This is a genomic window from Vibrio ichthyoenteri ATCC 700023 (assembly GCF_000222605.1).
Lineage (GTDB): Bacteria > Pseudomonadota > Gammaproteobacteria > Enterobacterales > Vibrionaceae > Vibrio > Vibrio ichthyoenteri.
In genome coordinates this window covers 1-890 of the sequence record NZ_AFWF01000279.1, presented here as the reverse complement: position 1 = coordinate 890, position 890 = coordinate 1, and the positions used below count along the sequence as shown (strand labels likewise).

General features: G+C 32.1%; 1 protein-coding gene. It reads right to left on the bottom strand.

Features of this window, described 5'->3' with window-relative positions:
• A partial coding sequence (locus tag RH85_RS18510; protein ID WP_006714248.1) for a hypothetical protein occupies positions 1–733 on the bottom strand: 733 nt, incomplete at its 3' end.
• Positions 734–890 lie beyond the last annotated feature (157 nt).

Below are 890 nucleotides of genomic sequence, written 5' to 3'. Positions count from 1 at the left end.
CAGATGATGTTAAAAATTCAATATCGTTGAGTCTAGAGTCTTTTATTTTACTAACAATATTAACCAAGCTAATGCCGCTACCCATTTCTAATGCAATTAGATAGTTGAAAATTAACTCACGGGTATCAGCGTTAATGTTATTTGAAAACAAATTAATTATTTTTACAAGCCTAATTTCTTTATTTTCATTACGCCTGCTTATTTCATTTATTTTGTCAATCATTACTTTTTCAGTCGGCACTGAAGAGTTTATTTTTCTCGGAAATTTAACCACTCCGTTAATATGGTCATCAATAACACTTATCTCATGGCGTCTAGGGCTATTTAAACAATGATGCTTAACTCTATTTAGCTCTATTTCTTTATGTGAAGGAATTACTATGCCTCTCTCCGACCTCATCACCCCACATTTTCCTTTAAATTGTACTTGAATGTGACTGTCACAATTATTTTTTATTATACCTCCACTTTTACCTGATGACTTTATCATTTCAACGCAACCAATAGCTTGACCTGATGCTGATGCTGATGCTGTCAACGATGCCAACAATAAAATACCAATTGCCGTTTTAGCAACTGTATTTGTAGAAGAAAGTGTAGTATGAAGCTGAAAATTACAATTAGAAGCTCTTGCAATTGCTTTTGCTAAAGAGTCATTCTTCACCTCTCGATGGTTAAAATCCCCAACCTTTTTTATATAAGAACAATTTGCTTTTAGAATTTGATTTGGCACGATTACTATTAACTCCTATATTAGTTAATAGTGATTATCACTTTTTAACGCATTCAATAACAATGAAATAACATAACAAACACCAAGCCAAAATAATTATCATTACGACTCATGACCTTGTAGGGGCTTGTTAAAAATAATCAGATAAGGCAGATTT